At 51.8% G+C, this 26,446-nt stretch carries 19 protein-coding genes; 17 read left to right on the plus strand and 2 right to left on the minus strand.

The window, feature by feature from the left end; translation table 11 throughout:
- Positions 1-37 precede the first annotated feature (37 nt).
- From ACH50O_RS20140 to ACH50O_RS20195, 12 genes are all read left to right on the plus strand, one after another.
- Positions 38-3,208 carry a methyl-accepting chemotaxis protein gene (locus tag ACH50O_RS20140; RefSeq protein WP_446809532.1) on the plus strand — a complete coding sequence of 1,057 codons (3,171 nt, stop codon included), beginning with the start codon at positions 38-40 and terminating at the stop codon, positions 3,206-3,208.
- 255 nt (positions 3,209-3,463) lie between these two features.
- A complete protein-coding gene (locus ACH50O_RS20145; protein WP_446809533.1) occupies positions 3,464-5,389 on the plus strand; it encodes a HAMP domain-containing methyl-accepting chemotaxis protein in 1,926 nt (641 codons plus the stop codon).
- A gap of 9 nt (positions 5,390-5,398) precedes the next feature.
- Complete coding sequence (locus ACH50O_RS20150; RefSeq protein WP_446809534.1) at positions 5,399-5,956, plus strand: chemotaxis protein CheW; 558 nt, start codon at positions 5,399-5,401, stop codon at positions 5,954-5,956.
- A 214-nt stretch (positions 5,957-6,170) separates the two neighbouring features.
- Positions 6,171-8,069 (plus strand): HAMP domain-containing methyl-accepting chemotaxis protein, encoded by a 1,899-nt coding sequence (locus ACH50O_RS20155; protein ID WP_446809535.1) that lies wholly within the window; start codon positions 6,171-6,173, stop codon positions 8,067-8,069.
- A 10-nt stretch (positions 8,070-8,079) separates the two neighbouring features.
- Entirely contained in the window at positions 8,080-8,637 is a 558-nt protein-coding gene (locus ACH50O_RS20160) for a chemotaxis protein CheW (protein ID WP_446809536.1), read from the plus strand.
- A gap of 329 nt (positions 8,638-8,966) precedes the next feature.
- Positions 8,967-11,426, plus strand: coding sequence for a methyl-accepting chemotaxis protein (locus ACH50O_RS20165; protein ID WP_446809537.1), 2,460 nt, complete (start codon positions 8,967-8,969; stop codon positions 11,424-11,426).
- Between the two features lie 9 nt (positions 11,427-11,435).
- On the plus strand, positions 11,436-11,987 hold the full coding sequence (locus tag ACH50O_RS20170; protein WP_446809538.1) for a chemotaxis protein CheW: 552 nt from the start codon (positions 11,436-11,438) through the stop codon (positions 11,985-11,987).
- Positions 11,988-12,111: 124 nt separating this feature from the next.
- On the plus strand, positions 12,112-12,942 hold the full coding sequence (locus ACH50O_RS20175) for a CheR family methyltransferase (protein WP_446809539.1): 831 nt from the start codon (positions 12,112-12,114) through the stop codon (positions 12,940-12,942).
- A gap of 98 nt (positions 12,943-13,040) precedes the next feature.
- Complete coding sequence (locus ACH50O_RS20180) at positions 13,041-13,481, plus strand: VOC family protein (RefSeq protein ID WP_446809540.1); 441 nt, start codon at positions 13,041-13,043, stop codon at positions 13,479-13,481.
- 11 nt (positions 13,482-13,492) lie between these two features.
- On the plus strand, positions 13,493-14,623 hold the full coding sequence (gene hemW / locus ACH50O_RS20185) for a radical SAM family heme chaperone HemW (protein WP_446809541.1): 1,131 nt from the start codon (positions 13,493-13,495) through the stop codon (positions 14,621-14,623).
- Between the two features lie 48 nt (positions 14,624-14,671).
- Complete coding sequence (gene pyrE / locus ACH50O_RS20190; RefSeq protein WP_446809542.1) at positions 14,672-15,310, plus strand: orotate phosphoribosyltransferase; 639 nt, start codon at positions 14,672-14,674, stop codon at positions 15,308-15,310.
- 100 nt (positions 15,311-15,410) lie between these two features.
- On the plus strand, positions 15,411-17,342 hold the full coding sequence (locus ACH50O_RS20195; protein ID WP_446809543.1) for a dynamin family protein: 1,932 nt from the start codon (positions 15,411-15,413) through the stop codon (positions 17,340-17,342).
- A gap of 34 nt (positions 17,343-17,376) precedes the next feature.
- On the opposite strand, the gene ampD is transcribed toward ACH50O_RS20195, so the two are convergent.
- Positions 17,377-17,946 (minus strand): 1,6-anhydro-N-acetylmuramyl-L-alanine amidase AmpD, encoded by a 570-nt coding sequence (gene ampD, locus ACH50O_RS20200; RefSeq protein WP_446809544.1) that lies wholly within the window; start codon positions 17,944-17,946, stop codon positions 17,377-17,379.
- A gap of 173 nt (positions 17,947-18,119) precedes the next feature.
- On the opposite strand from ampD, the gene nadC reads away from it, so the two are divergent.
- Entirely contained in the window at positions 18,120-18,947 is an 828-nt protein-coding gene (gene nadC / locus ACH50O_RS20205; protein WP_446809545.1) for a carboxylating nicotinate-nucleotide diphosphorylase, read from the plus strand.
- 16 nt (positions 18,948-18,963) lie between these two features.
- On the opposite strand, the gene ACH50O_RS20210 is transcribed toward nadC, so the two are convergent.
- A complete protein-coding gene (locus ACH50O_RS20210; RefSeq protein ID WP_446809546.1) occupies positions 18,964-19,476 on the minus strand; it encodes a hypothetical protein in 513 nt (170 codons plus the stop codon).
- A 250-nt stretch (positions 19,477-19,726) separates the two neighbouring features.
- Between ACH50O_RS20210 and ACH50O_RS20215 the strand changes: the two genes are divergently transcribed.
- From ACH50O_RS20215 to ACH50O_RS20230, 4 genes are all read left to right on the plus strand, one after another.
- Positions 19,727-20,329 carry a peroxiredoxin gene (locus ACH50O_RS20215; RefSeq protein WP_033158174.1) on the plus strand — a complete coding sequence of 201 codons (603 nt, stop codon included), beginning with the start codon at positions 19,727-19,729 and terminating at the stop codon, positions 20,327-20,329.
- A 569-nt stretch (positions 20,330-20,898) separates the two neighbouring features.
- The gene (locus ACH50O_RS20220; protein ID WP_446809547.1) at positions 20,899-22,038 is read left to right on the plus strand and encodes an efflux RND transporter periplasmic adaptor subunit; all 1,140 of its coding nucleotides are present in this window, start codon (positions 20,899-20,901) and stop codon (positions 22,036-22,038) included.
- Between the two features lie 12 nt (positions 22,039-22,050).
- Positions 22,051-25,158 (plus strand): efflux RND transporter permease subunit, encoded by a 3,108-nt coding sequence (locus ACH50O_RS20225; protein WP_446809548.1) that lies wholly within the window; start codon positions 22,051-22,053, stop codon positions 25,156-25,158.
- Positions 25,155-26,438, plus strand: a complete 1,284-nt coding sequence (locus ACH50O_RS20230; protein ID WP_446809549.1) for a TolC family protein — start codon at positions 25,155-25,157, stop codon at positions 26,436-26,438. Before ACH50O_RS20225 ends, ACH50O_RS20230 begins: the two co-directional genes overlap by 4 nt.
- Positions 26,439-26,446 lie beyond the last annotated feature (8 nt).

The raw sequence follows: 26,446 nt of genomic DNA on the forward strand, positions 1-26,446 counted from the left end.
GAAAAAACACACCCGACACTAGCGAGGAATATCCGCCGTGAGAAATAATCAGCCAATTACTAATGTCGAACTGCATTTTTCCGAAGATGACATTCTTACGTCCACCACGGACGTTCTTGGAGTTATCACTAGTGCCAGTCCGGCGTTCGTCAAGCTGAGTGGCTTTAGCGAAGAGGAATTATTGGGCCAACCGCATAACATCGTGCGTCATCCGGATATGCCGGAAGAGGCCTATGAATGGATGTGGCGGACGGTATCGGCAGGGTGGACCTGGCGCGGTTTGGTAAAAAACCGTTCTAAGCAAGGCGATTTCTATTGGGTCGATGCCAATGTTTCACCGATCAAGGAAAATGGTCAAATTATAGGTTACCGTTCAATTCGGCTTAAACCGGATCCTTCTGAAGTTGTGGCGGCAAATGACCTCTATACGGCAATCAGGACAAAAAAAATTAAAAACCCTTTCAAGGCAGGAAAAGTCAACAGATTTATCAATAGCTTAAGCATAAAGACCAGAGCCGCTATTGGCTTGGTTGTCACTTTGATAATGGTCACAGTGATTTTTGCAGTGGCGAGTTCTGCCTCTGACAGTATGCAACATGCACATGAGGCTAATCTCGCCCAGGTTAAATATGTCGAACTGTTAAGCAACGGCAGCTATCTTGGTAGAGGCCTATACAGTAGTGTCGCTAACACGATTATTAATGGTTTTAATGACGATACCGTGAATGAGTGGTACCAGAGTCGGGACGAAGCGATTAGATCGATGGCCTCAATTAAAAGCCATACTTACCCGGATAATATTAACAATTTGGTGCTTAATAGCGACGCAGCTCTGCGGAAACTGATCGTTACCACTGAAAACGAACTGTTTTCGGCGTTGAAACGTAGCGGTCATGTCCTAACCCCGCAAATCAGCGACATCGATGCGGAAATCGACCAAACTGTCGCAACCATCTATCAAGAACTGAGCAAGGCAGCTGAACTAGCCGCAGCCGATTTAAAAATCAACGGCGATCAGCAGTTTGAGCAAGAAAAGGCGAGGCTTGATACCAATTTATTAATTACCGTGATCGCAGCGCTAGTACTACAGATTGCCTTGCTTTGGCTAATTTTGATTCGTCCGGTCATTCGAGGTGTACAAAATGCTGCTGATGTCGCCAGCAAAATGTCCGCAGGCGATTTTTCGTTTAACGCAGATGTACAAAGCAATGATGAACTTGGTTTAATGATTCGATCGCTCATTACCGTTAAGGCCTCATTGCAGGGTTTGATTGCTGACGTAAAAACGCTTTCTAGCGCTGCTGCACAGGGCAATCTCAGTTCACGTGCCGATTTGACTAAACATGAAGGCGAGTACCGGACTATGCTGGGAGGCGTTAATAGCACACTGGATGCCTTAGTGGGGCCGCTTAACGTGGCCGCCGAATACGTGGACAACATCGCCAAAGGCGAGATTCCGGCGAAAATCACTGACAGTTACAACGGCGATTTCAACACCATCAAAAACAACCTGAATACCTGTATCGACGCGGTGAACGCCCTAGTAGCCGACGCCAATGTGTTATCGACTGCCGCTGTTGCAGGCCGTCTAGCTACCCGCGCGGATGCCAGCAAACACCAAGGCGATTTCCGCAAAATCGTCGAAGGGGTCAATCAAACGCTGGATGCGGTAATCGGCCCGTTGAATGTGGCCGCCGATTATGTAGAGAGTATCTCTAAAGGTGCGATTCCCGCTAAGATCACCGACAGTTACAACGGCGATTTCAACACCATCAAAAACAACCTCAATACCTGTATCGATGCGGTGAATGCCTTGGTCGCCGATGCTAATATGCTGTCCAGCGCAGCCATCGACGGCCGATTGGCCACTCGAGCCGACGCGGCCAAACATCAGGGCGACTTCCGCAAAATCGTCGAAGGGGTCAATCAAACGCTGGATGCGGTAATCGGCCCGTTGAATGTGGCCGCCGATTATGTGGAGAGTATCTCCAAAGGCGCGATTCCCGCTAAGATCACCGACAGCTACAACGGCGATTTCAACACCATCAAAAACAATTTGAATACCTGTATCGACGCGGTGAATGCCTTGGTTGCCGATGCCGATATGCTGTCCGGCGCGGCCATCGAAGGCCGGTTGACCACGAGAGCCGACGCGACTAAACACCAGGGCGATTTCCGTAAAATCGTTGAAGACGTCAATGCGACTTTGGACGGCGTGATCCTGCCGCTCAACGAATCGGTCGAAGTATTGGCCTTACTGGAACAGGGCGATCTGACCCGCACTGTGAATGGCAACTACAAAGGCCAGTTAGGCGAATTTAAAGACACGGTTAACAGCACCGTCGCTAAACTTTCGCAGACCATTTCGAAGGTTATTTCGGCGGCGGATCAGCTTTCCAACGCCTCCGAACAGATAAACTCAACCTCGCAGTCATTGTCGCAAGCCGCCAGCGAACAAGCCACCAGCGTCGAAGAAACCAGCGCCAGTATCGAGCAAATGGCGGCCAGTATCGACCAGAACGCCGAGAATGCCAAAATCACCGATAGCATGGCCAGCAAGGCCGCCACGGAAGCCGGTCAAGGTGGCGTAGCGGTTAAGCAAACCGTAGATGCCATGCGCGAGATCGCCAAAAAAATCGGCATCATCGACGACATCGCCTATCAAACCAATATGCTGGCGCTGAATGCGGCGATTGAAGCGGCACGGGCCGGCGATCACGGCAAAGGCTTTGCGGTCGTGGCCGCGGAAGTTCGCAAACTGGCGGAACGCAGCCAAATCGCGGCACAGGAGATCGGTGAACTGGCGGAAAACAGCGTCGAGACAGCCGAAAGCGCGGGCAAGCTACTGGATGAAATCGTGCCCAGCATCGCCAAAACCTCCGACTTGGTACAGGAAATCACCGCCGCCTCGCAAGAACAATCGGCCGGGGTGGCGCAGGTGAATGTTTCGATGACCCAAATGAATCAGCTCACCCAGCAAAATGCCGCCGCCAGCGAGCAATTGGCGGCCACCGCCGAAGAGATGACCGGTCAGGCAGAACAGCTGCAAACCTTGATGAGCTTTTTCAGACTGGAAGGCCGAGGCAGAAAACTATCAACGCCTGCTGTAACGAAGTCGGCAAAAAAGGCCGTCAAGCTAAAGACTATCGCTCAGGGTAGTACTGACATCGAGCATGGCTTCGATTTAAGCCAGTTCGAACGCTTCTAGGACCGGGCATACCTGCATTCTCCCTGAGTTCATCTGCGGCATGACCCAACAGGCGTAACCCCTGTTTCGTTATCTTAATTGAACGTTGGCAAGATGTTGTCGGTGGACGAGATGGCGGCCTTGAATAATGTCGGTCATGGTCGCTACACCCCGCTTGAGAGTGGAAGCGGCTCGCAGAGTTGAAATTTTGAAATCTTTGGACTCCCAAAGCCAGAGCGTGGGGAACCAGTAAAACACTACAAAGGCGATAAATCTATGAAAAACATGGGTATAGCATTAAAACTGACGTTGGGCTTCGGGTCGCTTCTGACCCTGCTTTGCTTCCTAGGCATCTTCTCGCTGATGCAAATGGGCGACATCAACGGCATGGCGACCGAGATTGCTACTAACTGGATGCCTTCGATACGTTATGTCGAAGAGATGAACACCAATACCTCCGATTACCGCATCGCCGAACTCAAGCACGTCGTCTCCGAAAAATCGGAAGAGATGGACGCGGCGGAAAGGGATATGAAGACGGTGATGGAGATATTCCGTAAGAACGAGGCGGCCTACGTCAAGCTGATTTCTTCGCCGGAAGAACAGGCCATCTACGACGAATTCAAACGTAAGTACGACGCCTATCTGGTTCAACACGACAAGATGATTCCGCTGTCGCGAGCGCTGAAGACCAAAGACGCCATGGTGATCATGAACGGCGAATCGGAAAAACTATTCAATGAAGCGTCCGATCTGTTACTCAAATTGGTGGCAACCAATACCAAGGGCGGCGAGGAGGCCAGCGCCAAAGGCGATGCAATTTACGCTTCTTCTCAAAGCTTGGCTATTTTCACCATCGTGCTTGCTTTGCTGCTGGGTATCGTTATCGCCTGGTTCATTACCAAAGGCTTAATAAAACAACTCGGTGGCGAGCCCGATGCTGTAGCTGAGATCGCCAACAAAATCGCTATCGGCGACATTTCAACGGCCATCTTCCTTAGAGCTGGCGACACTACCAGCGTGACGGCGGCGATGAAAGCCATGCAGGACAGCCTGACCAGCGTCGTCGGCGAAATCAAAACCCTCGTGGCCCAAGCCAATAAAGGTGACTTCAACAGCAAAATTAATCTGAACGGCAAGGCCGGTTACACCAAGGACTTGTCCGAGTTGCTCAACCAATTGTCCGATACCGTCGATATTGCCTTCAAGGACACCATTCTGGTTGCTCAAGCGCTGGAAGAAGGCGATCTGACCCAAACCGTCACCCGCGACTGTCAGGGTGACTTCGACCGAGTCAAACAAAGCCTCAATAACACGGTTGCCAAACTCTCCGAAACCATTGCCGAAGTGATCAGCGCAGCCGATCAACTGGGCAATGCCTCTGAACAGATAAGTTCCACCTCGCAGACGCTGTCGCAAGCGGCCAGCGAACAGGCGGCCAGCGTCGAAGAAACCAGTGCCAGCATCGAGCAGATGGCGGCCAGCATCAATCAAAATACCGAAAATGCCAAGGTGACCGACGGTATGGCGAGCAAGGCGGCAACGGAAGCCGGTCAAGGCGGTGTGGCGGTGAAACAGACGGTTGACGCCATGCGCGAGATCGCCAAAAAAATCGGCATCATCGATGACATCGCCTATCAAACCAATATGCTGGCGCTGAATGCGGCGATTGAAGCGGCACGGGCCGGGGATCACGGCAAAGGCTTTGCGGTCGTGGCCGCGGAAGTGCGCAAACTGGCGGAACGCAGCCAAATTGCGGCACAGGAGATCGGCGAACTGGCGGAAAACAGCGTGGAAACCGCCGAAAGCGCGGGCAAGCTGCTGGATGAAATCGTGCCCAGCATCGCCAAAACCTCGGATCTGGTGCAAGAGATCGCCGCTGCCTCGCAGGAACAATCGAGCGGCGTCAGCCAGATCAATACCGCGATGAATCAAATGAACCAGATCACGCAGCAAAATGCCGCCGCCAGCGAGGAGTTGGCGGCTACCGCCGAAGAAATGACCGGCCAGGCCGAACAACTGCAAACCTTGATGAGCTTCTTCCGACTGGAAAACAGCGGCAAAAACGCGTTTAAACAGGGCGCGGGGAAGTCGGTAAGGAAAGCCGATAAGCAAAAGACTTCGGCGCAGGCTGGCGCCCATCCTGGCAGCCATCAAGGTAACGGTCACGAGTTCGATTTAAATCAGTTCGAGCGTTACTAGGAGAGAGCCATGACAGCACTCGCAACCACTCAGGATAAAGCGCTTACAGCGCCAAACAAATCCACTGCGCTGGCCGGACAATATCTGACCTTCACGTTGGGCGGCGAGCTCTATGCGCTGGGGATATTAAGCAGCAAAGAGATCATCGATTACGGCAATTTGACCGAAGTGCCGATGATGCCGGCGTTCGTGCGCGGTGTGATCAATCTGCGCGGCAGCGTAGTGCCGGTGGTCGATCTGCAGGCGCGCTTCGGTAAAGGCGCCACGCCGGTAGCCAAGCGAACCGGCATCGTCATCGTCGAGGCTGCCGGCGACGACGAAGACAGCTCGCAAGACCTCGGCATCATCGTCGATGCGGTAAACGAAGTGGTCGAAATCAGTCAGGAAGACATCGAGCCGGCTCCTAGTTTCGGTACGGGGATTCGTCCGGATTTTATCAGCGGCATGGCCAAGCGTAACGGCCGCTTCGTTATCTTATTGAACGTTAGCAAGGTGTTGTCGGTGGACGAGATGGTGGCCTTAAGTACTGTCGGTCATGAGCGTGGCGCCCTGATTGAGAATGGATAACTCGCCGGGGTCGAATTTTTGCGGCAATGAACTATGTTTATGTAGGCGGCTGGCTAATCTTTGGTATTGCTAGTGAAAGATCGGTCAAAAACTGATTTGTAGCGGCCGAATTGTATGGATGTACACCCAAGATAGAACGGCGTAAGACTCCAACCGACAAATTCGACGCACAACCGCAGATTAAATTCTTAATTACTTCAATGAGGGATCAATAATGACAGTTACACAGCGTTTGTTGCTGCTAATCGGAGCGGCCATATTGGGCTTGGCAGGTTTGTCTGTCTTCAATTACATACAGATCGATAGAGTGTATACCGCCACCAATTACAACACTGTCAATATCTTGCCCAGCATTATTGTGATAAATGATGCCTCCGATGAGTTGGCTGGAATTCGCACGCTCGTCTGGCAGCATATGACCCAAGCCGACGATACGGTGATGGATACGATTGAACGGAATATCGATAACAAGCGTGCCAATATCGATAAATTGTTGAAAGACTACGAAAAGCTTTTGGCCGATGACGAAGATAAGAATCTTTTGCGGGAAGACCGGGCCAGTCTGGAGGAGTACGATAAATTACGGCTCAAGGTTCGCGATTTGTCCCGGCAAAACAAAAATACCGAGGCTCGCGATTTCATGACGAGCAACCAGGCGGTGGTCAATAAAGTGACGGATGCCTTCAAAAATCATATCGAGTATAACCAGCGTCTGAGCATTAAGGCCTCGAACGAGGCGGCCGCTATTCAATCCAATGCCACCACCATTTCGGTTCTCATTACCCTGCTGTCGATTTTGGCAATCGGCACTTTGGGTTTTTTCATTGCCAGAAACCTGATGCGACAACTGGGCGGCGAACCGGATTTCGTGGCGAATTTGGCCTACAAAATTTCCGTGGGGGATTTGACTACCCAAATTATTCTTAAATCCGGTGATACTGCCAGTGTCATGGTGGCAATGAACAAAATGGTGTCGGCGATCAAGGCGTTGATCGACGACGTCGGTACCTTGTCCAGGGCGGCGGTCGAAGGTCGGTTGGAGGTCAGAGCCGACGCGGCCAAACATCAGGGCGATTTCCGCAAAATCGTCGAAGGCGTCAATGCGACCTTGGACGGCGTAATTCTGCCGCTCAACGAATCGGTCGAAGTATTGAGCTTGGTGGAACAGGGCGACCTGACCCGGACCGTGGATGGCAACTACAAAGGCCAATTGGGCGAATTTAAAGATACCGTCAATAACACGATTGCCAAGCTTTCGCAAACCATTTCCGAAGTCATTTCCGCGGCCGATCAACTCGGCAACGCCTCCGAACAGATAAGCGCCACCTCGCAGACGCTGTCGCAAGCCGCCAGCGAACAGGCAGCCAGCGTCGAAGAATCCAGCGCCAGCATCGAAGAAATGGCGGCCAGCATCAACCAGAACGCCGAAAATGCCAAAATCACCGATGGCATGGCCAGCAAGGCCTCCATGGAAGCCAGTCAAGGGGGTGTGGCGGTGAAACAGACGGTTGACGCCATGCGCGAGATCGCCAAAAAAATCGGCATCATCGACGACATCGCCTATCAAACCAATATGCTGGCGCTGAATGCGGCGATTGAAGCGGCACGGGCCGGGGATCACGGCAAAGGCTTTGCGGTTGTGGCCGCGGAAGTTCGCAAACTGGCGGAACGCAGTCAAATCGCGGCACAGGAGATCGGTGAACTGGCGGAAAACAGCGTGGAAACCGCCGAAAGCGCGGGCAAGCTACTGGATGAAATCGTGCCCAGCATTGCCAAAACCTCGGATCTGGTGCAAGAGATCGCCGCTGCTTCGCAGGAACAATCGGCCGGGGTGGCGCAGGTGAACATAGCGATGAACCAAATGAATCAGATCACTCAGCAAAACGCCTCCGCCAGCGAGCAATTGGCTGCCACCGCCGAAGAAATGACCGGTCAGGCAGAACAACTGCAAACCTTGATGAGTTTTTTCAGGTTGGAAGGCAGAGGTAGAAAACTATCAACGCCTGCTGTAGCGAAATCGGCGAAAAAGATCGCCAAGCTAAAGCCTATCGCTCAGGGTAATACTATTGACATCGGTCATGACTTCGATTTAAACCAGTTCGAGCGTTACTAGGAGGGGGGTTATGAATACACTCGTAACTACCCAGGATAAATTGCCCGCAACGCAAAATAAATCCACTGCGCTGGCTGGGCAATACCTGACCTTTACCCTTGGCGGCGAACTCTATGCGTTGGGGATATTAAGCAGCAAAGAGATCATCGATTACGGTAATCTCACCGAAGTACCGATGATGCCGGCGTTCGTGCGCGGCGTGATCAATCTGCGCGGTAGCGTAGTGCCGGTGGTCGATCTGCAGGCGCGCTTCGGTAAAGGCGCTACGCCGGTCGTCAAGCGGACCGGCATCGTCATCGTCGAAGCCGCCGGCGACGACGAAGATAGTTCGCAAGACCTCGGCATCATCGTCGACGCGGTAAACGAAGTGGTTGAAATCAGTCAGGAAGACATCGAGCCGGCCCCGAGTTTCGGCACGGGGATTCGTCCGGATTTTATCAGCGGCATGGCCAAGCGTAATGGCCGTTTCGTCATCTTATTGAACGTTAGCAAGGTGTTGTCGGTGGACGAAATGGCGGCCTTGAGTACTGTCGGTCATGAGCGTGGCGCCCTACCGGAGAGCGGATAACTCGTCGAGGGTCGAGTTTTGCGGCAATGAACTACGTTTATGTAGACAGTTGGCAATCTTTAAGTATTACAGACAAAAGGCCGGACAAAAGTTGGGATGTACAACAAAGAGAGAACGGCGAAAGTATCCAAATCAACAAATTCGGCGTGTAACTGCGGATTAAACTCTTAATTACTTCAATGAGGGATCAACAATGACTGCCACACAAGGTTTATTGCTGTTAATCGGATAGGTCGTATTGGGTTTGGCAGGTTTGTCCATCTTCAATTACATATAGATCGGTAGAAGGTATACCGTCACCAAACAAGGATATTCGTATGTTTTCTAACATGAAAATTGCTACAAAGTTGGGTTTGGCTTTTGGTCTGGTACTAAGTTTGCTCGCTCTGGTTGCCGGCATTGGCTTGAATAATATGAAGTCGCTGTCGGACACCACGCAAAACATGGTGGATGACGGCTACGCCAAGGTCAAAATTACTAACGAGATGATTACAAACACCTTGACGATTGCCCGCAATATGAACATTTTGCCGGTGATAGACGATGACGCCAAGGTAAAAGAAATCAAGCAGGATATTCAGCAGAACAAGGATGAGAATAAAATTTCTCTGGATAAGCTAGATGCGATTGTCAAGTCCGATGCCGGGCGTGCATTGTTGAAAACCCTAAGTGATAGGCGGCAAGAGGTTGGGAAAAAATACGACACATATTACGGTTTACTGGAAAACGGCAAGAGTAAACAGGAGGCGATCAATTTCTTATTGAACGACTTTAGGCCGGCGAATGCCGCGCTGTTAAAGTCGCTGGACGACATCAATGATTTTCAAGAGCAAAGGCTAAATAATCAAGCTAAGGAATCCGACGATCTGTACGACTCCAGCTTTAATTTGATGCTGACAGTCACGGTATTTGCCTTTATTTTGAGCATTGCGATTGCCACGATTATTATTCGTAGCCTGATGCGGCAATTGGGTGGCGAGCCCGGTGCCGTGGCTGGTTTGGCCAACAAAATCGCGGTGGGAGATCTCAGTACCCAGATTGACCTGAACGCTGGCGATACCAGCAGCATCATGGCTGCCATGAAAGGCATGGTACATGCCATCCAGACGCTGGTTAAGGACGCCGATGTTCTGTCGTTAGCGGCCGTGGAAGGCCGTTTGGCTACCAGGGCCGATGCGACTAGACACCAGGGTGATTTCCGTAAAGTAGTGGAAGGGGTCAATCAAACGCTGGATGCGGTAATCGGTCCGCTCAACGTGGCGGCCGAGTACGTGGACAATATTGCCAAAGGCCATATTCCGGCAAAAATCACCGACAGCTACAACGGCGACTTCAACACCATCAAAAACAATCTGAATACCTGTATCGATGCGGTGAATGCCTTGGTTGCCGATGCCAATATGCTGTCCAGCGCAGCCATCGAAGGCCGATTGGCCACTCGAGCCGATGCGGCCAAACATCAGGGCGATTTCCGCAAAATCGTCGAAGGGGTCAATCAAACGCTGGATGCGGTAATCGGCCCGTTGAATGTGGCCGCCGATTATGTGGAGAGTATCTCCAAAGGCGCGATTCCCGTTAAGATCACCGACAGCTACAACGGCGATTTCAACACCATCAAAAACAATTTGAATATCTGTATCGACGCGGTGAATGCCTTGGTTGCCGATGCCAATATGCTGTCTGGCGCGGCCATCGAAGGCCGTTTGGCCACTCGAGCCGACGCGACCAAACATCAAGGCGATTTCCGTAAAATCGTCGAAGGCGTCAATGCGACCTTGGACGGCGTAATTCTGCCGCTCAACGAATCGGTCGAAGTATTGAGCCTGGTGGAACAGGGCGACCTGACCCGGACTGTGGATGGCAACTACAAAGGCCAGTTGGGCGAATTTAAAGACACCGTCAATAACACGATTGCCAAGCTTTCGCAGACCATTGCCGAGGTGATATCGGCTGCCAACCAACTGGGCTATGCCTCCGAACAGATAAGTTCCACCTCGCAGTCGCTGTCGCAAGCCGCCAGCGAACAGGCAGCCAGCGTCGAAGAATCCAGCGCCAGCATCGAAGAAATGGCGGCTAGCATCAACCAGAACGCCGAGAATGCCAAAATCACCGATGGCATGGCCAGCAAGGCCGCCATGGAAGCCAGTCAAGGCGGTGTGGCGGTGAAACAGACGGTTGACGCGATGCGCGAGATTGCCAAAAAAATCGGCATCATCGACGACATCGCCTATCAAACCAATATGCTGGCGCTGAATGCAGCGATTGAAGCGGCACGGGCCGGCGATCACGGCAAAGGCTTTGCGGTTGTGGCCGCGGAAGTTCGCAAACTGGCGGAACGCAGCCAAATTGCGGCGCAGGAGATCGGCGAACTGGCGGAAAACAGCGTGGAAACCGCCGAAAGCGCCGGCAAGCTGCTGGATGAAATCGTGCCCAGCATTGCCAAAACCTCGGATCTGGTGCAAGAGATCGCCGCTGCTTCGCAGGAACAATCGGCCGGGGTGGCGCAGGTGAACATAGCGATGAACCAAATGAATCAGATCACTCAGCAAAACGCCTCGGCCAGCGAGGAGTTGGCCGCCACCGCCGAAGAAATGACCGGTCAGGCAGAACAACTGCAAACCTTGATGAGTTTTTTTCGACTGGAAAACACTGGCAAAAAAGCGTTTAGTCTAGCTGCAACGAAGCCTGTCAAAAAAGCCGATAAGCCGAAACCGCATGAGCATGTCAGCAACCATCAACATCAGAGTGTCGGTCATGAGTTCGATTTAAATCATTTCGAACGTTACTAGGGACGGGCCATGACAGCTCTCGCAACCACTCACGGCGCACAAGGTAAACCGACCGCGTCGGCCGGGCAATACCTGACCTTCACCCTTGGCGGCGAACTCTATGCGTTGGGGATATTAAGCAGCAAAGAGATCATCGATTACGGCAATTTGACCGAAGTGCCGATGATGCCGGCGTTCGTGCGCGGCGTGATCAATCTGCGCGGCAGCGTAGTGCCGGTGGTCGATCTGCAGGCGCGCTTCGGAAAAGGCGCCACGCCGGTAGCCAAGCGAACCGGCATCGTCATCGTCGAAGCCGCCGGCGACGACGAAGATAGTTCGCAAGACCTCGGCATCATCGTCGACGCGGTAAACGAAGTGGTTGAAATCAGTCAGGAAGACATCGAGCCGGCCCCGAGTTTCGGCACGGGGATTCGTCCGGATTTTATCAGCGGCATGGCCAAGCGTAACGGCCGCTTCGTTATCTTATTGAACGTTAGCAAGGTGTTGTCGGTGGACGAGATGGCGGCCTTAAGTACTGCCGGTCATGGGCGCGACCCCGTGTTTGAGAATGGGAGCGGTTGACCTTGCTGAAATTTGGAGCTGTTGGTTTTGGGCATTAGAGATATGGGTGGCTTAAATTTAAAATCGGCACCCTTTCGGTCGGGCGGATGTTTTCGTGTGCGTTTTATAGAGTCAGGAGTATAGAGTGTCGTCAAATCATCGTGTCGGCGCGCCGATATTGAACAAACAAGAATTTATCTGGATCAAGGATTATCTGTATAAAAACGCCGGCATTGTCTTAAACGACAGTAAGCAGGCGATGGTGATGGGGCGGCTGGAGAAGCGTTTGCGTCATCATGGCATCGATAGTTACGGTGAGTATTTTCGGCAATTCGGTAAGCCTGGATTCGAAAACGAAACCACAATGGCGATCGACTTGCTGACTACTAACGAAACCTATTTTTTTCGCGAGTCTAAACATTTCGATTATTTGGTCGAACGGATTTTGCCTGAGCAATCGGCGATCAAACAGTTTCGGGTCTGGAGCGCTGCAAGTTCCAGCGGCGAAGAAGCCTATACATTGGCTATGTTGTTGGCCGAGCATCTGCGAACCCGGAATTGGGATATTACCGGGACCGATATTTCCACGCGGATTTTGGAAAAGGCCAGACGCGGTCTATATCCCGCCGGCGCTGCCGAAAAAATTCCGCAAGCCTTGCTGAAAAAATATTGCCTGAAAGGTACTGGCGAATACGACGGTTTTTTGCTGGTCGCGCCGGAGCTGCGTAGCCGCGTCAAGTTCGAGTATGCCAATTTGATCGGCGTATTGCCGGAGCTGGGTACGTTCGATGTAATTTTTTTACGCAATGTGATGATTTATTTTGATATCGAAACCAAGCAGCGTTTATTGGAGCGGATTGTCAAGTATCTGAATCCCGGCGGGTATTTTTTTATCAGTCATTCCGAATCCTTAAGCGGCATGAAAACCGAGTTGCAAACCATCATGCCGTCGATTTATCGCAAAGCCTTGGGCTGAATGAAAACGGTTAAGAACCGCCTGGCTTGAACGCAAAATTTCGTTCGTCGTCGCAGACTCGGTCATAATTGGCCTTTTATTTTTTTAGGGCCGTAAGTATGCGTTATTTACACACTATGGTTCGGGTGAGGAATCTTGCCGAATCTCTGGATTTTTATTGCAATAAATTAGGCTTGATCGAAGTGCGGCGCATGGAAAGCGAAGCCGGACGATTTACCCTAGTGTATTTGGCTGCCCCCGGCGACCGGCAAATAGCCGAGGCGGTTGACGCGCCGTTGGTGGAATTGACCTACAACTGGGATACCGAGGATTATGACGGTGGCCGTAATTTTGGGCATTTAGCTTTTGAAGTGGACGATATTTACGCGGTTTGCCGTGATTTGATGGCGCAAGATGTGACGATTAATCGGCCGCCGCGCGATGGTTATATGGCATTTTTGCGCTCACCCGACCGGATTTCCATTGAATTGTTACAAAAAGGTAGTGCTTTGCCGCCGCAAGAGCCGTGGCTGTCCATGGCTAATGTTGGCGCTTGGTAAGGTCGGCCGAGTTGTCGCCGCTTAGTCTTTACGTCCATTTTCCATGGTGTATTCAGAAGTGTCCGTATTGCGACTTCAATTCCCACGCGGTTAAAAATCCGATTCCGGAAGCGGCTTATATCGATGCGTTACTGGCGGATTTGCAAGCCGATTTGGCATTGCTAGCTGCGCCGAGGATCATCACCAGTATTTTTATGGGCGGCGGTACGCCCAGCCTGTTTTCGCCGGAATCTTTGCTGCGCTTGTTGACCGAAATCGGGCGGTTAGTGCCTGTGGACGCGCAGTGCGAAATTACCTTGGAAGCCAATCCGGGTACCTTCGAAAGCGCCAAATTTCGTGATTTTAGGGCTTTGGGCATTAATCGCCTATCGATAGGAATCCAAAGTTTCCATGACCGGCATTTGCGGAAATTGGGGCGCGTACATTCCGCCGCCGAGGCTAAGCTTGCGGTCGAGATTGCCGTTAAGGCAGGGTTCGATAATTTTAATCTGGATTTGATGTTCGGTTTGCCGGATCAGAGCGAGAGCGAAGCGTTAAATGATGTGGAAACAGCTATCGGCTTGGCACCGACTCATATCTCGTTTTACCAATTGACGTTGGAACCCAACACTTATTTTTACAAGTTTCCGCCGAAACTGCCGGAAGACGATGTGATATTCGCCGCGCAAAAGCGTTGCCAGCGCCTGTTGGCGGACAACGGATATCAGCAGTATGAAGTATCTGCTTACGCCAAGCTTGGCAAGCAGTCGCGGCACAATCGCAATTACTGGCAGTTTGGCGACTATTTGGGCATAGGTGCCGGCGCTCACGGTAAAATCACTCGCAGCTTGCCAAACGATATTCTGCGCACCGTTAAGCCGAGAAGCCCCGAGCAGTATTTGTCTCAGCCGGGTAAGTCGCAATGCGAGACTATTGCGGTCGCACATTTGCCGTTAGAGTTTCTGATGAACCAACTGCGTTTAAAGGCGGGTTTTAGTCTGGAAGAGTATCAATCCGCTACCGGGCTAGCCGCAGACAGCTTAGAGCCGAGTTTGTCGATTTGTCTGGCACAGGGGCTGCTGCAACGGCAAGGCTTGGTTTACACCTGCACCGATAAAGGCTGGGATTTCCTGGATGTGGTCCTAGAAAAATTCATCGATTAAATGCGCACGGGTATAATTGCTCTCATTTCATATTTGTAACACTTCACCATGCTCGATTATCAAAAACAGTTTATTCAGTATGCCTTGGATTGCGGCGTATTGAAGTTTGGCGAATTTCACTTAAAGTCAGGGCGCGTCAGCCCCTATTTTTTTAACACCGGTCTGTTTAACAGTGGTGCTCAGTTGGACAAGCTGGGCCAGTTTTATGCACAGGCGCTGATTAGTGCGGGTGTTGAGGTAGACGTTTTATACGGTCCGGCCTATAAAGGCATCCCCTTGGTCAGTACCACCTCGATTGCGTATTCGCGCTTACAGCGAGATATTCCGTTTGCCTTTAACCGTAAGGAGGCGAAGGACCACGGCGAAGGCGGCGTATTGGTCGGGGCCCCTTTGCAAGGCAAGGTCTGGATTCTGGACGACGTGATTACCGCGGGTACCTCGGTGCGTGAGTCGGTAGAGATCATCAATGCGGCCGGCGCGACGGTGGCTGGCGTCGTTATCGCGCTGGATCGCCAGGAAAAAGGCCGGAACGAATTATCGGCCGTGCAGGATGTATCGGTACAATTCGGCATTCCGGTGATTGCCATCATTAGTTTGGCTGACATCATCGAGTTTATTGCCCAAGATGCCGGTTCTGTGGAGAAGTTGGCTATTATTCAAGCCTATCGACAGCAGTACGGAATTTGAGTGGGTGCCTGCCTTAGGCTTTTGCTTATGGATTATTGGTCTACACTTAGCCGTTACAATTTGCCCCTTATATTGAGTACAGTCGGAACAAAGGCGAGCCATGAGAAATCTGGAATTTAAAGAACAGTTGCACGAATACACGCATTGGCGCGAACAACTGATTCAGGGTATCGAATTGTATCGGGACTGGCGCAATCGTTATCGCTTCAGCGACCCGCAAAGTACCGATACCTTGCTGAATATATTGCAAGGCTTGCAAAATGATCGCGTTACCTTGGCATTTGTGGCGGAGTTCTCCAGGGGTAAAACCGAACTGATCAATTCGCTGTTTTTTGCGGAAACCGGCGTGCGTTTGCTGCCCTCTTCGCCCGGTCGTACCACTATGTCGCCGACCGAGCTGTTTTGGGACGAAAAAGGCGGCAGCTACATTCGACTGCTGAACATCGAGAGCCGCCTGGAAGACATTTCCTTGATGGATTACAAACGCAATCCGGATCGTTGGACGCAAATCGAGCTGAATTGCGAGTCGCCCACGCAAATGCAGGAAGCGTTTAGAGAGTTGATCGCCACCAAGAAGGTTTCGCGGGAAATGGCCGACAAGCTGGGGCTTTGGAACGAACGGGAAGCTGCCGAGCAAGGCATTATCAACCCGGAAACCGTGGAAGTGCCGTGTTGGCGGCATGCGATGATCAGCTTTCCGCATCCTTTGTTGAAAGAAGGTTTGTGCATTCTGGATACGCCGGGCCTAAATGCTCTGGGTACCGAGCCGGAATTAACCTTGAGTATGTTGCCCAGCGCTCAAGCGATTATTTTTGTCTTGGCCGCCGATACCGGCGTGACCAAAAGCGACCTGGAAATGTGGAAAAGCCATGTTTGTAGCTCTAGAGGCAATCGCCGCCAGGGCTTGGCCGTGGTGATGAATAAAATCGACTCGATGTGGGACGATTTGGCCGGCGAAACCGGTTACGAAGCCTCGATCCAAAAGCAAATCGAAACCTCGGCAATGATTCTGAATCTGGAGAAGGAAGTAATCTTTCCGGTTTCCGCGAAACAGGCTTTATTGGCTAAGGTAAAAGGCGACGATGCCTTGCTGCAAAAAAGTCGGTTAAATCTGCTGGAAAGTTATCTGTCGGATGATATTCTCGATCAGCGTCGAGACATTCTAAAAGGGGTTGTTGATAAGGAAATCGGCTTTCTGGTCAGCGAGTCCGTCAAGTTGATGGACTCGAAAATTACTAACGCCCAAAAGCAGCTCGACGAATTCAAGCAGGTCGATTTCGAGAATCAGGAATTGACCGGCAAATTGATGGCGGAAACCCGCGACCGTCAAAACGCTTATATGGCTAATATCGAGAACTTCCAGGCCAGCCGCAAAGTATTTGCGGTACAGGCAAAAATGTTGATCGATTCGTTTGCGAAGGAAAAAATCGACGACATTATCCGCCGTACCAAAGACGATATGAGCAAAAGTCTGACCACTTACGGCATGAAGCAGAATATGCGTAGATTGTTCGACGAGTTACGCGATCTGCTGCAGGACTCCGTGGATATGACCGAAGAAACTCGGCGCCTGATTAAAGCCATTCACAAAAAATTTCAGGACGAATACGGTTTTAAGGAAATCGAGCCGCAGTTGTTTTCGATTAAACAGCACCAGTTCGAGCTGGAGCAGATTTTTGAAGAAGGCGAAGCGTTTCGCAATAGCGCCAAAACCACGATGACCGAGCAAAGCATAGTGGTCAACAAGCTATATGGTACGTTGATTGCAAAGGCTAGGAATATTCTGCAGCAAGCTCAGCGAGATGCGGTGACATGGAGTAATAGCGTACTGTCGCCATTGATGCATCAGATCAAGGATCATAAAAAGCAAATCGAAAGCCGTTTGATCATGCTCAGGAAAATCAATGAATCCAAAGGTAATGTAAATGAAAGCATTGCTCAATTGGAAGCCGAATTGGGGCCTTTGCAAGTCCAGTATCAAGAATTATTGGAGATTCTTAAAGCCGTGCATTTAGAAATTAAAGCCGACTAGTTCGAATTCTTCCTCTAATAAGTAGCGTCTTGGCTTATAAAGCCGAGACGCTGACTTTCTCCGAATCCAATAAGCTATAAAAGCGTTGCCAGTCGAATGAGGGGCCTGGATCGGTTTTTCGGCCCGGCGCTATGTCGCTGTGGCCGACGATACGTTGGCGCGACAATTTCGGATAAGTAGCCAGCAAGGTTTTAGTCACACCGGCTAGTTGCTGATATTGAATGTCCGTGTATTCAAGCGTTGTGGCGCCTTCCAGCTCAATTCCAATCGAAAAGTCGTTACAGCGTTCCCTGCCTTGATATTGCGAAATGCCGGCATGCCAGGCTCTGCGGTTGAAAGGTACGTACTGTCTGATGCTGCCGTCGCGGCGAAGCAAAAGATGCGCGGATACCTTGAGTTGGTAAATATCTTGAAAATAGGGATGTTCGGCAGGGTTTAGGCAGTTGCAAAACAGTTGATCGATATAGGGGCCTTCGAATCGCTCGGGAGGTAGGCTGATGCAGTGGATCACTAATAGCGAGATATCGTGCGGGTCGGATCTCTCGTCGCAGTTGGGTGAAGCGACCTGGCAAGCGCTGCGAAGATAGTGATCGCGAATTATCATAGTATCCGATTCCGGTGGCGTCCCGTTATTCTATTTGTTTTGCCTGGGGTTAGCTTAAAGTTTTTCTCGGCAATTTCGGATGTCAAAAACAGGCAAGTTCTGAAGTTGGCGCGGTTATTGCCGGTTTGCGGTTTATAATAAAAAGCTTTAATAGTCTATCCAAAACGATACTCATGCAGTCAAGTTTCCCAGAAGTCGCTCTTTATCTCGCTGAAGATATTGGAAGTGGCGATATTACCGCCAAGATTATTCCGGCCAGTACACGCGCCCAAGCTACAGTACTCACTCGAGAGCCCATGGTGTTATGTGGCCGAGCCTGGTTTGAAGCGGTGTTTCAACAACTAAGCCCCGAGGTGGTTATAGAATGGTTGCGCAATGAGGGTGACGCCGTGCCCGCGGATACTCTGCTGTGCCGGCTTAATGGACCGGCGCGTGCCTTATTAACCGGGGAGCGCACCGCGCTGAATCTGTTGCAGACCTTATCGGCCACCGCCACCATCACAAGGCGCTACGCCGATGCGGTGGCAGGCACAGGCTGCAAGGTGTTGGATACCCGTAAAACCTTGCCCGGCTTGCGTGTGGCGCAAAAATACGCAGTGAAATGCGGCGGCTGTTTTAATCATCGTATCGGCTTGTTCGACGCGGTTTTGATCAAGGAAAACCACATTATCGCCGCCGGTTCTATCTCCGAGGCCGTTAGATTGGCTAGGAGCTATGGCGATGAGCCGGTCGAAGTCGAAGTCGAAAATCTTGAGGAGTTTGCGCAGGCGCTAGCCGCATTGCCGAATCGAATTATGCTGGATAATTTTTCGCTGGCGGATATGAGTATTGCGGTAGAGCGTAACCGGGGAACTGTCGAGTTGGAAGCTTCAGGCAATATTACCTTGGAAAATATCCGTTCCGTTGCCGAAACCGGAGTCGATTATATTTCCATAGGCGCTCTGACCAAAAACCTTGCTGCGGTTGATCTGTCGATGCGCATCGAAATGCTCACCGACTGATCTCTCGCGCTTACAGTCAGTTGACGGCGTTCAACATCTCGTTTTCATACAGTCGCAATTTTTTCCAGTTTGCGAATTTACTGTCGTCGAACGGTGCATCATGATCGATAGCGTGTTCGTAGCAACTGCGGAATAGCCGGGCGGTACGAAACGCATGTAGCTCGTCGTCGGCGGTTACTGTGTCGACATTGCCGACCTGGAAAGTCTTATTACGGGATTTGCCGTCTTTCACCCAGAATACGGTGTAACACAGATAGCTTTTATCTTTGCGGTGGTCGAACTTGATGGTTCTGGATACGCCGGTTACGCCAGTAGTGGTTTTGTTTTTCGGCGGTTTCAAGAAGCGAGTTTTACTGCCTTTCAGCACTACCAGCATCTGATCGCGCCAAGTAATGGCAGCTTTAAGAGATTTGGTTTTGCTGCCCCATAATTTATGGGAAAAATAGCGGCTGCTTTCTTTGCCGCGCCGAACTATGCGAACTTGGAATCCGAAGGAATCTGGTTCTGTGATGTGTTTTACTTTTGCCATAGGTCTTTACCAAAAAATCCACATAATGTCTGCTTGGTGAATTTAAACAGCGCGAAATACGCAGACCGCCTGTTATTTGTGTAAGCTATGGATTACAAGTTAGCGCGAAATCGGCTGTCTTGCAAGCGGAATTTCTCAGGATTATTGGGCGAATACCAACTAAATTAGTGTAGAATAAGGATCAGCCTTTTCGCAGAGGCACAAACACCCTCTTAACCTTTTGTTTTATAAATAATTTTGGAGAAAATCGATGAGCGTTTTAGTAGGTAAGCAAGCCCCTGATTTTACAGTTCCTGCGGTGTTGGGTGATGGTCAAATTGTCGACTCTTTCAGTTTTTCCGCAGCGACTAGCGGCAAATATGCGGTACTTTTCTTCTATCCATTGGATTTCACCTTCGTTTGTCCAAGCGAATTGATCGCATTGGATCACCGTATCGACGAATTCAAAAGCCGGGGCGTGGAAGTGATTGGCGTATCTATCGACTCACACTTCACTCACAACGCTTGGCGCAACACACCGGTAAATCAAGGTGGTATCGGTCCCGTCCGTTACACACTGGCAGCCGACCTGAAACATACTATCGCCCAAGACTACGATGTAGAATCAGCGGGTGGTGTGGCTTTCCGCGGTAGCTTCTTGATCGACAAAGCGGGCGTTGTAAGACATCAAGTCGTTAACGATCTGCCTCTGGGCCGTAACTTCGACGAAATGCTGCGCATGGTCGACGCTCTGCAATTCCACGAAGAGCACGGTGAAGTCTGCCCTGCGGGCTGGAACAAAGGCGATGCGGGTATGAATGCCAATCCAGCAGGTGTAGCAGAGTATCTGAGCAAAAATGCTGACAAACTGTAAGCATTAGCCATATTTGAATATAAGGCGCATTGCTCAGGCAATGCGCCTTTTTTTTGCCGGAGCGTTTTCGTTCCGAGTATCCTGTCAGATGAATTGCGAGCAATTGCCGCCTTTATCTTGCCGCTAATTTGGTGGTTTGAATAACCCGTTTAACAAGGGTGTTTTGAACCAAAAAACGTAGTCGGTAGTCCTTCTCTCCTGCGCTTAGTTGTCTGGTTTAGGCGAGCACGGTTTAATTTCGTGGCACGTTTCTCGCTTGAAATGGGTTTCATTGCGTAGTTTCGCAACGGTTTCAACGCTAATCGGGAAAAAAATCATAGGTTTTGCTCGGACTGCATGAATATTTGATTAAAGAAAATTGATGCGAAGATTCGTGCTGCTGTTAGCTAATAGTCGGGCGAACGGTTTTTTATAAAAATGCAAAGCGCAAGATGCGATAATATTGATGCGATATTATGTTTGCGGTGGTGAATCCTCTCCATGGTTTGTTAGAGAGGCCGTTCTTTTGAACCTCGCGCAAATGGTCCGCTTTCACCGTAAAAATGGCATCCACACAAAAACAATAATTCATGCACATCAATTTAGTTGTTTCGATATTGGTATCAACCGCAATAGCCGGTTGTTCGGCTTCATCCGACAAGCAATCGGCAAATCAAAAAGCTTCCAGCGCATTGGCTGAAGAGATTAAGACAAACGATACCGACCGGCATGTCGGACTGATTTCAATTCCACCTGAATCACTTCCTTACATCCGGGTAGTGACGGTCACACCGCAAAACTTCTCGGCGACGGTGCAAGCGCCGTCGCATGTCGAATTCAGAACTAAAGCCCTGTCCGCGGTAAGTGCTGTTGTGGCCGGTCGCCTGAAAAAAATCAACGTACAGGTAGGCGAACGCGTCAAATCCGGCGCCCCGATCGCTATTCTGGAAAGTGCCGAAGCCGCGAAGATGCGGGCCGAGGTAGCGGAAGCCAAAGCTGGGTTGCAACGTGCAGAAGATCGTATGCGTCGCCAGGATATGATGCACAAAAGCGGAGTGGGCCTGGAAGTTGAACGAGCGGAAGCCAATGTTCAATTGCGCGAAGCGCGCGCCGATTACGAGCGCAGCCAGCAAGCCTTGCGCATGATTGGGGATGGCACCGATCAAGCCGTGGTTTTGCGCGCTTCCGAAGATGGCGTGGTATTACAGATTAAATCCTCTATCGGCTCGGCGTTGGCTGCCGGCGAAACCATCATCGAGATTGGCGAGCCGCAATCATTATGGATCGTCGCTGACGTATTCGATAACGATTTGCCGTTGATCGAAAAAGGCGCCAAAGCCACGTTGCAGATCAGCGCATTGCCCGAGCCGGTGACCGGGCGAGTGGTGGCTGTTAGCGCGGCAATGCAGTCCGATTTACGCCGGGGCGCGGTGTATATCGAATTCGACAATCCCAATCTGGTGCTGAAGCCGGGTATGTTTGCCAAGGGCCTGATCGAAGCTGCCGGTCCGCACCATATCGTCCTGCCCACCACAGCGGTGGTGATTCGAGACAAAAAACACACCGTGGTCTACGTGGAAACCGGCGACGGCCGTTTCGAGTCGCGGCAGGTGCTAATCGGTCAGGCCCGCGACGGGCAAGTGCCTATACTGGATGGTCTTAAAGACGGCGAAAAAGTGGTGGTATCCGGCGCATTGCTGCTCGATTCCTCCGCATCCATGCTGCTTTAATTGGGGATATTAATGTTACGCCCCTTGATTGAATATTGCGTTCACCGCCGTCTCGCGGTCATAACGGTAGTTATCATTATTGCCATCTTCGGTGTACATGCCTTTATGGAAACGCCGATCGAGGCCTATCCGGATGTCACCAACACCCAGGTGACCGTCATAACCTTGATGCCGGGCTACGCGCCGGAAGAAGTCGAGCGGCAGGTGACCGTGCCGCTGGAAAGAGTCTTGAACGGCACCCCAAATATGTTGCAGATGCGTAGCCAAAGCTTGTTTGGTTTGTCGCTGGTGACGATTACCTTTGAAGACCAGATCGACAGCTTTCACTCCCGTACCGAAATATCCCAACGTATTTCGGGTGCTGATTTGCCGAGCAGCGTCACGCCGCTACTGGCGCCCGACTACACACCGTTGGGCGAAATTTATAAATTTACCCTGACCAGCGACCGGCATTCACTTTACGAGCTGCGCTCGGAAATGGAATGGAACGTGTCGCGCAAACTGCGCCAGGTGCCGGGGGTTGCCGACGTCCTGACTTTCGGCGGTTACTACAAAGAGTTTCATATTCAAATCGATCCGACCCGCGTCGAGTCGGTGGGCTTGACGCTGGAAGACATCGGTCTGGCCGTGGAAAAGTCCAATAAAAATGTCGGCGCCGGTTTTTTAAACTACGGCGATCAGGAAATGGTAGTGCGCGGTGTCGGCAACCTGGTCTCTGCCGACGACATAAAAAAAATAGTGCTGAAAAATCACGAAGGCACGCCGGTCACCGTAGGCGATGTCGGCCGCCTGGTGCAATCCTATACACCACGGCGCGGCACGGTGGGTTTGGACGAACACAAAGACGTGGTGGAAGGTATCGTATTGCTGCGGCGAGGCCAAAACCCGTCGCGGGTATTGGATGCTTTGCACGAGAAAGTCGCGGAATTAAATGGCGGGATTTTGCCGGCAGGCATGAAGATCATGCCGTTTCTGGATCGTTCCGAGTTGGTCAGCAGCACATTGCATACCGTGTTCGACAACTTACTGCACGGCTTTGCTCTGGTAGTGGGCGTGGTCTGGTTGTTCCTGCGCAGTATTCGCGGCTCCTTAATTGTGGCTACGGTGATTCCGTTGTCGCTGCTGGTGGCGTTCTTAGGCTTGTATCAGCTGGGCATGCCGGCCAATTTGATTTCGATGGGTGCTATCGATTTCGGCATCATCCTTGATGGCGCGGTGGTGTTGATGGAAAACGTCATGCACCAGGCGCAGCATCGCAAACCGCGATCGCGTCGGGAAATGCTGCATTTAATCGCCGATGCCGCCGTGGATGTGGCCAAGCCGGCGTTTTTTGCGATGCTGATTATCATCGCCGCGTTAATTCCGGTGTTTACGCTGGAGCGCGTGGAAGGCCGGATATTTCGGCCGTTGGCGATGACCTATAGCTTTGCCTTGTCCGGCGGCTTGATCTTTGCGTTGCTGTTGGTGCCGGCCTTGTGCGCCACCTTCATTCAGCCCAAACATGCCTTGGTGGCCGAGCCCAAGTTTTTGAAACGTTTACGGGATTGGTATTCCCGCTTATTGGCGCAGGTGCTGGGTAAACGGCTGATGACTTCAATCTTTGCCGGCGTTTTGCTATTTGGCGGCGGATTGGCCGGTGTAGGGTTGGGTACCGAATTCTTGCCGGAACTGGACGAAGGCGATATCCATGTGTTTGTGGAAATGCCGCCGAGTATTTCGCTGGATAAAGGCCAGGAAGTTCTATTGGACATGCGTCAGCGCTTGATGAAATTTCCGGAAGTGCTGGGCATTTTAAGTCAGCAAGGCCGTTCCGAGGACGGTACCGATAACGAAGGCGTCAACATGAGCGAAACCTTCGTCCATCTCAAGCACCATGAGCAATGGCGGCCGGGCTGGCATAAGGAAAAGTTGGTCGATGCGATGCGGACCTCGCTGGAAGAAATACCGGGCGTGCGTTTTAATTTCTCGCAACCGATCAAGGATAACGTCGAGGAGGCGGTGAGCGGTGTGCGCGGCAAAGTGGTATTGAAAATCTACGGCCCCGATCTGGAAAAAATGCGTACCACGCTGGAAGAAATCAAACTCCTGCTGGCCAAGGTGGATGGTGTGATCGATCTGGATCTTTACCGCGAATCGCGGGTGCCGCAATTACAGATCAAACTGGATCGTGCCGCCCTGGCCCGCAATAGTTTTGACGTGGATAGAGTGCAAGACACCATCGAAATCGGCATGGCCGGCCGGATAGTCTCCGAATTGTGGCAAGGCGAGCGGCCGGTACCGATACGCCTGATTTTGCCGGAGAACGAACGCGGGGATATCGAGAAAATCGGCAATATGAACGTGGTCAATCCCTCAGGAGCTTACATTCCGTTGCGAGATCTGACCACTATCGATATCGCCCAAGGCCGTACCTCCATCGAACGCGAAGCCAATAGCCGTTACATGGCCTTGAAATTTAACGTGGAAGGCCGCGATTTAGGCTCGGTGGTGCATGAAGCGATGGAATTGGTCGCAGCCAATATCAATGTACCCGAAGACCATTTTCTGAACTGGGGCGGCGAGTTCGAAAATCAGCAGCGCGCTATGGCCAGGTTGGGCGTGGTGGTGCCGATCGCGGTATTGATCGTGTTGGGCTTGTTATACAGCGCGCTGCAATCGGCACGCAGCGCGGCGGCTATTTTGATTGCCACGCCGTTTGCGATGACCGGCGGGGTGTTTGCGTTGATGCTTACCAATATTCCGCTGTCGGTCAGTGCGGCGATTGGGTTTATCGCCCTGTTGGGCCAAGTGTGTTTGATGGGCTTGCTGGTGTTGAGCGCGACCGAGGAAATGCGCCGCGGCGGTATGGAATTGTTGGCGGCGATCACGGAGGGGGCCACCCAGCGCCTGCGTCCGGTATTAATGGCCTCGCTGTTGGCATTGCTGGGACTATTGCCAATGGCCCTGTCCACCAGCATAGGCAGTGAAACCCAGCGCCCATTTGCGGTGGTGATCGTCGGCGGCATGTTGACCACCTTTTTGGTGGCGATGTTCATCCTGCCGGTGATTTATTCCTTCGTGACCAGTAAACAAATCCTCACGCCCGAAGAGGCTGACGAATTATTGGATAGCCAAGCATGAAACCCATAGCCAGCCTGATTTTGCTGATTTCGCTGTTAATTAGTCCTGTTTGTTTTGCCGAGCCGGATGAGCAAGGTCCGGCCTTGCCGGACACAGTGACGATCCGGGATTTGCTGCAAATCGTGCGCGAGAAAAGTCCCAGATACGCGTTGGCCCGCAGCCAAATCGAAGCGGCCGAAGCGGAGGTGGTCGCGGCCGACGTGTTGCCCAATCCCAAAATCAGTTACGGCCGTTTCGATCAAGCCGGCGGGCGCCGCAATACCCAGTTCGACGGTCCGTCACAGCAAAACATTACCGTAGAAGTGCCGATGCTGTTGGCCGGACAGCGCGGTGCGCGCAAGGATACTGCCGAAAAGCAGGTCGATGTCGCGGCGGCTCGGGTCGAGGTGGATTTCAACCAACTGATTCGCGAATCCTGGCGCCTGTTTGCGCAATTGCTGGCCAACCAGCAGCGGGTGTCAGTGCTGGACGAAGCGCGGCTGGAACTGCAGCGTTTGCAAACCATCATCTCCGGTAAGCAAAACGCCGGCACCGCCAGCCCATACGATGTGCTGCGCATCACTCAGGAAGTGCAAAGTTTGAATACTCGTTTGGAAAATGCGCAAACCGACCTGAGTAGCACTATTGGCGAGTTAGCCAGCTTGCTGGGCTTCCCGCACTGGAAGCCGCAAGCCAGCGGTTCTCTGGAGCCGATTGGCGTTTCGGCGGACATCGATAAGTTATGGCAACAAGCCGAGCGCAATAATCCCGGCCTGGAAACGGCGCGCCGGGAAATGATCGCGGCGGATTCCGGACGGGAGCGTGCCGAGCGGGAACGCTGGCCGGTACCGTCGTTGATGTTCGGTACCGCATTCACCGATAAACCCTACGGCAATACCTCTTTTGCCGGGGTATCGGTCGATCTGCCGATTTTCGATCGCGGTCAGGGCGGCATGGCCCGTGCCGCTGCCGAAGTGCATGCCAGCCAGTTAAAACGCGAATTGCTGATGGCCGCTACGCGTCAGGAATTGGAACGCGCCGTCGATGTGCTGGCCCGGCGTCGGGCCACGCTGGCAAAAGCCGAAAAAGAAGTGGTGGCGCCGTTACCGACCTTGAAACAAATGGCCGAAGATGCCTACCGTTTGGGGCAAACCAGTTTGATAGAGTTACTCGATTCATCGCGCACCCGTACTGAAATCAGGTTGAATCATTTAGAGTTGATTCAAAATGAAATCGAAGCGGAACTGGATGTGATGAATGCCTCGGGTTTGTTGGCGGTTTATTTCGAAAATCCGGCATGATGCTGCCG

Source organism: Methylomonas sp. 2BW1-5-20 (genome assembly GCF_052474515.1).

Bases quoted from the DNA above. Each gene is read 5' to 3' on its own strand.
- ACH50O_RS20145 (WP_446809533.1), top strand. From the start codon at position 3,464: ATGAAAAACATGGGTATAGCATTAAAACTGACGTTGGGCTTCGGGTCG.
- ACH50O_RS20150 (WP_446809534.1), top strand. From the start codon at position 5,399: ATGACAGCACTCGCAACCACTCAGGATAAAGCGCTTACAGCGCCAAAC.
- ACH50O_RS20155 (WP_446809535.1), top strand. From the start codon at position 6,171: ATGACAGTTACACAGCGTTTGTTGCTGCTAATCGGAGCGGCCATATTG.
- ACH50O_RS20160 (WP_446809536.1), top strand. From the start codon at position 8,080: ATGAATACACTCGTAACTACCCAGGATAAATTGCCCGCAACGCAAAAT.
- ACH50O_RS20165 (WP_446809537.1), top strand. From the start codon at position 8,967: ATGAAAATTGCTACAAAGTTGGGTTTGGCTTTTGGTCTGGTACTAAGT.
- ACH50O_RS20170 (WP_446809538.1), top strand. From the start codon at position 11,436: ATGACAGCTCTCGCAACCACTCACGGCGCACAAGGTAAACCGACCGCG.
- ACH50O_RS20180 (WP_446809540.1), top strand. From the start codon at position 13,041: ATGCGTTATTTACACACTATGGTTCGGGTGAGGAATCTTGCCGAATCT.
- pyrE (WP_446809542.1), top strand. From the start codon at position 14,672: ATGCTCGATTATCAAAAACAGTTTATTCAGTATGCCTTGGATTGCGGC.
- ACH50O_RS20195 (WP_446809543.1), top strand. From the start codon at position 15,411: ATGAGAAATCTGGAATTTAAAGAACAGTTGCACGAATACACGCATTGG.
- ampD (WP_446809544.1), bottom strand. From the start codon at position 17,946: ATGATAATTCGCGATCACTATCTTCGCAGCGCTTGCCAGGTCGCTTCA.
- nadC (WP_446809545.1), top strand. From the start codon at position 18,120: ATGCAGTCAAGTTTCCCAGAAGTCGCTCTTTATCTCGCTGAAGATATT.
- ACH50O_RS20210 (WP_446809546.1), bottom strand. From the start codon at position 19,476: ATGGCAAAAGTAAAACACATCACAGAACCAGATTCCTTCGGATTCCAA.
- ACH50O_RS20215 (WP_033158174.1), top strand. From the start codon at position 19,727: ATGAGCGTTTTAGTAGGTAAGCAAGCCCCTGATTTTACAGTTCCTGCG.
- ACH50O_RS20220 (WP_446809547.1), top strand. From the start codon at position 20,899: ATGCACATCAATTTAGTTGTTTCGATATTGGTATCAACCGCAATAGCC.
- ACH50O_RS20225 (WP_446809548.1), top strand. From the start codon at position 22,051: ATGTTACGCCCCTTGATTGAATATTGCGTTCACCGCCGTCTCGCGGTC.
- ACH50O_RS20230 (WP_446809549.1), top strand. From the start codon at position 25,155: ATGAAACCCATAGCCAGCCTGATTTTGCTGATTTCGCTGTTAATTAGT.